At 70.0% G+C, this 4,685-nt stretch carries 3 protein-coding genes and 1 pseudogene; 1 reads left to right on the top strand and 3 read right to left on the bottom strand.

Annotated features, from left to right (window positions below):
- The 3 genes and pseudogenes from G3I19_RS34660 to G3I19_RS34650 form a co-directional block, all read right to left on the bottom strand.
- Positions 1-642 (bottom strand): annotated as a pseudogene (locus G3I19_RS34660) (cobalt chelatase); the annotation flags it as partial.
- 1 nt (position 643) lies between these two features.
- The gene (locus G3I19_RS34655) at positions 644-1,702 is read right to left on the bottom strand and encodes an AAA family ATPase (protein ID WP_164267667.1); all 1,059 of its coding nucleotides are present in this window, start codon (positions 1,700-1,702) and stop codon (positions 644-646) included.
- Positions 1,703-1,719: 17 nt separating this feature from the next.
- Positions 1,720-2,535, bottom strand: a complete 816-nt coding sequence (locus tag G3I19_RS34650; RefSeq protein WP_343235302.1) for an IclR family transcriptional regulator — start codon at positions 2,533-2,535, stop codon at positions 1,720-1,722.
- 169 nt (positions 2,536-2,704) lie between these two features.
- Between G3I19_RS34650 and xsc the strand changes: the two genes are divergently transcribed.
- Complete coding sequence (gene xsc / locus G3I19_RS34645) at positions 2,705-4,513, top strand: sulfoacetaldehyde acetyltransferase (protein WP_164267666.1); 1,809 nt, start codon at positions 2,705-2,707, stop codon at positions 4,511-4,513.
- Positions 4,514-4,685 lie beyond the last annotated feature (172 nt).

Genomic DNA, 4,685 nt, shown 5'->3' with positions numbered 1-4,685 from the left:
GGCGGAGGCGGTCATCTCCGCCACGGCGTGCGCGATCGCCAGGGCGTGCACCGCGAACCCGGCCTGGTCGCCGCGGTCCCTGCGCAGCCCCGCCAGCTGGTGGCCGATCACCGGGGCCAGGGCGCCGCGGGTGGCCTCGATGGCGTCCTCGGTCTCCTCGACGACCGGGCGCCCGGTGATCCTGGCCCGGCACACCTGCGCGACCGTATGGAGGAGCAGACCGCTCGCCGTCTCGGTCAGCCCCGAGTGGTGGAAGGCCAGCGACCACTGCTCGTGCCGGTGCTGGAGGTTGCGCGCCACCCCCGGCAGGTGCGCGGGCGCCAGCGACTCGGCCCTGAACTGCTCCAGCATCTCGAAGACCAGCCGCGCCGTCCGGTCGTCAGGGCGCAGCCGCCGGTGCAACTCCTGGTCGGAGTGGGCGAGCCGCAGCGCAAGGCCGTCCGCCGCACCACGGAAGGAGCCGAAGTCGTCCTGCGCCGAGGGGTAGAGGTGCGGTGCGAACACCGGGAGCGCCTGCTGTCCGCGGTGCGGCCGCCCGCCCCTGAAGTGCAGGTCCGGTACGCCGCTGAGGGCGCGGACCGCCGCACCGCACAGCTCCTGGACACGTTGCCGGTGACGGACCGCGGCCTGGGTGCCGCCCATGTCAGGCGCCCCGGACCGGCTCGCCCGCGAGCGGTCCGTGCCCCGGCGCCCGTCCCGGCTCCTCCGCCTCCCGGCCGAAGCAGCGCTGGAAGTACTCGGCCACGACAGGGCGTTCGTCCTCGTCGCAGCGGTTGAGGAACGACAGCCGGAACGCGGCGGCGCTGTCGCCGAAGATCTCGGTGTTCTCCGCCCAGGTGATGACCGTACGGGGCGACATCAGCGTCGACAGGTCGCCCGCGCGGAACCCCGCACGCGTCAGCGAGGCGACCGCCACCATCGCGGTCACCAGCTCGCGCCCCGCCCCGTCGGCGAACGCCGGGACCCGCGCCCGAACGATGGCCGCTTCCTCTTCGGCGGGCAGGTAGTTGAGGGCGGCCACGATGTTCCAGCGGTCGATCTGGGCGTGGTTGAGGCGCTGCGCCCCGTGGTAGAGCCCGTTGAGATTGCCCAGGCCCACGGTGTTCGCCGTGGCGAACAGCCGGAACTGCGGGTGCGGGCGCAGCACCGTGTTCTGGTCGAGCAGGGTGAAACGGCCCTCGCGTTCCAGCAGGCGCTGGATGATGAACATGACGTCCGGGCGCCCCGCGTCGTACTCGTCCAGGATCAGGGCGACCGGCCGGCGCAGCGCCCAGGGGATGATGCCTTCCTGGAACGCGGTCACCTGGCGGCCTTCGCGCAGCACCACCGCGTCCTTGCCGACGAGGTCGAGGCGGCTGAGGTGGCCATCCAGATTGACGCGTACGCAGGGCCAGTTGAGCCGGGCGGCCACCTGCTCGATATGGGTGGACTTGCCGGTGCCGTGCAGCCCCTGGACCAGGACCCGCCGGTTGTGGGTGAAACCGGCCAGCAGTGCCAGGGTCACATCGGGGTTGAAGCGGTAGGCGGGATCGGTCTCGGGCACGTGCTCGGACGGTTCGGCGAACGCGGGGACCGTGAGCGGCGATTCGATGCCGAAGACGTCCTTCACGGCCAGTGTGATGTCGGGTCCGGGCGCCGGGGGAGCGGACTCGGCCGATGCCGCGCCGTCGGTGGGGCCCGCGGTCGCGGTACAGGTCGTCATGGGGGAAATTCCCTTCGTCAGGGGGAGTCGGTGGAGCCTTCCGGCGTTCCCTCCGCCTCGATGCGGCTGATCGCCGCCGCGGCGCGCTGGAGCGCGGGCAGGACCTGCAGGGCCTTGTCCGCGGTGAGCCGTACGGCGGGTGCCTGGACGGCGACGCACATGTTGGAACGGGCGCCCTCGCTCGGTACGAGAACCGCCACGCAGACCAGGCCGGGCAGGAACTCCTCGTCGTCCAGGGAGAATCCGTCGCGGCGCACGCGCCGGAACTCCTCCTCCAGAGCGTCGAGATCGGTCACGGTGTTGGGGGTGCACCGCTTGAGCGGTGCGTGGGCGAGCAGCTTGCGCCGCTGCGCCGGGAGCATCTGGGAGAGGATCATCTTGCCGCTGGCCGAGCAGTGGGCGGGCACCCGGGAACCGGCGGTCAGATAGAAGCGCAGCGGCTCGGGGGTCTCCACCCGGTCGAGATAGACCACCTCGTTGCCCGAGAGCGTGGTGATGTTGCAGCTCTCGCCCAGTTCGTCCACCAGGCTGCGCAGCACCGCGTGGCGTGCGCCGTGGTGGGTGGCGTTGAGCAGCAGGTTCTCCGCGAGCTTGCGCAGCCGCGATCCGGTGCCGTAATGCCTGCCGTCGCTCTGGCGGATGAGCAGGCCGGCGCTCTCCAGCTGCTGCAGCATGCGGTGCAGCGTCGGTTTGGGCATGCCGGTCTCCTCGACCAGGCCCTGGAGCGAGACCAACTGGTCCTTGGAAGCGATCAGTTCGAGCAGCGCGAAGAGCCGCATGGTCGGCGTATCGCCGTTGAGCGCGGCGGGGTCGGATGCGCGTGACAGGTCCACGGTAGCTCCAGGTCGGTCCAAATTCCGGAAACTAGCGTAACAGGTATCGATTTTCGGAACCTACCGTTGACGGAGTGCAATCGGGTCCCTATGGTCCACTCAGATCCTGATTTCAGGAACGCCACGTACCGATTCTTTATGAGATCCGGTGTGCTGAAGGAGTGGAACCATGAGCGAGAACCCCGCGGACACCAGCCGTACTGTCGCGGCAGGCCCGCAGCGGATGACGCCGTCGGAGGCGTTCGTCGAGACGATGGTGGCCAATGACGTCACCGATATCTTCGGCATCATGGGCTCGGCGTTCATGGATGCCATGGACATCTTCGCCCCGGCCGGCATCCGTCTGGTGCCCGTCGTCCACGAGCAGGGCGCCGCCCACATGGCCGACGGATACGCCCGGGTCAGCGGTCGGCACGGGGTCGTCATCGGCCAGAACGGCCCCGGCATCAGCAACTGCGTCACCGCCATCGCGGCCGCGTACTGGGCACACAGCCCCGTCGTCATCGTGACCCCCGAGACCGGCACCATGGGCATGGGCCTGGGCGGCTTCCAGGAGGCCAACCAGCTGCCGATGTTCCAGGAGTTCACCAAGTACCAGGCCCATGTGAACAACCCGAACCGCATGGCCGAGTTCACCGGCCGCGCCTTCGACCGGGCCATGTCGGAGATCGGCCCGACGCAGCTGAACATCCCGCGCGACTACTTCTACGGCGACATCAACACCGAGATCCCGCGGCCGAACCGGCTGGACCGCGGCGCGGGCGGCGAGAAGAGCCTGAACGAGGCCGCCGAACTGCTGGCCACCGCCGAGTTCCCGGTCATCATCTCCGGCGGCGGCGTCGTCATGGCCGACGGCGTCGACCAGTGCAAGGCGCTCGCCGAGCGGCTCGGCGCCCCGGTCGTCAACAGCTATCTGCACAACGACTCGTTCCCCGCGAGCCACCCGCAGTGGTGCGGGCCGCTGGGCTACCAGGGCTCCAAGGCCGCGATGAAGCTGATCGCCAAGGCCGATGTCGTGGTCGCGCTCGGCTCCCGTCTCGGCCCGTTCGGCACCCTGCCCCAGCACGGCATGGACTACTGGCCGAAGAACGCGAAGATCATCCAGATCGACGCCGACCACAAGATGCTCGGCCTGGTCAAGAAGATCACCGTCGGCATCTGCGGCGACGCCAAGGACGCGGCGGCCGCACTCACCGAGCGGCTCGAAGGCCGCACCCTGGACTGCGACGCCACCCGCGAGCAGCGGGCCGCGACCATGAAGGCCGAGCAGGACGCGTGGGAGGAAGAGCTCAGCGCCTGGACCCACGAGAAGGACCCCTTCAGCCTCGACATGATCGCCGAGCAGGAGGAAGAGGAGGGCGACTGGCTGCACCCGCGCGAGGTGCTGCGGGAGCTGGAGCGCGCCATGCCGCCGCGCGTCATGGTCTCCACCGACATCGGCAACATCAACTCCGTCGCCAACAGTTATCTCCGCTTCGAGGAGCCCCGCTCCTTCTTCGCGCCGATGAGCTTCGGCAATTGCGGCTACGCCCTGCCGACCATCATCGGTGCCAAGGCCGCGGCCATGGACCGCCCGGCGATCTCGTACGCGGGGGACGGCGCCTGGGGCATGAGCATGGGCGAGATCATGACCGCCGTACGGCACGACATCCCCGTCACCGCCGTCGTCTTCCACAACCGCCAGTGGGGCGCGGAGAAGAAGAACCAGGTCGACTTCTACAACCGGCGCTTCGTCGCGGGAGAGCTGGAGAACGAGAGCTTCGCCGCGATCGCCGAGGCCATGGGCGCCGACGGCATCGTCGTGGAGAAGCTCTCCGACGTCGGCCCCGCGCTGCAGAAGGCCGTCGACGCCCAGATGAACGAGGGCCGCACCACGGTCATCGAGATCATGTGCACCCGTGAGCTCGGCGACCCGTTCCGCCGCGACGCGCTGTCCAAGCCGGTGCGCTACCTGGAGAAGTACCAGGACTACGTCTGAGTGACCCGGGCCGGCCGCCCCTCGTGCCGGCCGGCCCCCGCCCGGGTCCGGGGCCTCGCCGTCCGGACGGACCCGGCCTGAACCGGACGAGAGCACCCGGACAGCCCCTGAACCGCGGGGGTTCCGGTCCCGGCTGCCCTGCGCGGTCCCGGGGCCCCCGCGACACCGGCCG

Source organism: Streptomyces sp. SID10853 (genome assembly GCF_010548145.1).
Classification (GTDB): Bacteria; Actinomycetota; Actinomycetes; order Streptomycetales; family Streptomycetaceae; genus Streptomyces.
This window is presented reverse-complemented; position numbering and strand designations above follow the sequence as displayed.

What these genes read in the sequence shown, in the direction of transcription:
- G3I19_RS34655 (WP_164267667.1), bottom strand. Translation starts at nt 1,702, where the DNA reads ATGACGACCTGTACCGCGACCGCGGGCCCCACCGACGGCGCGGCATCG.
- xsc (WP_164267666.1), top strand. Translation starts at nt 2,705, where the DNA reads ATGAGCGAGAACCCCGCGGACACCAGCCGTACTGTCGCGGCAGGCCCG.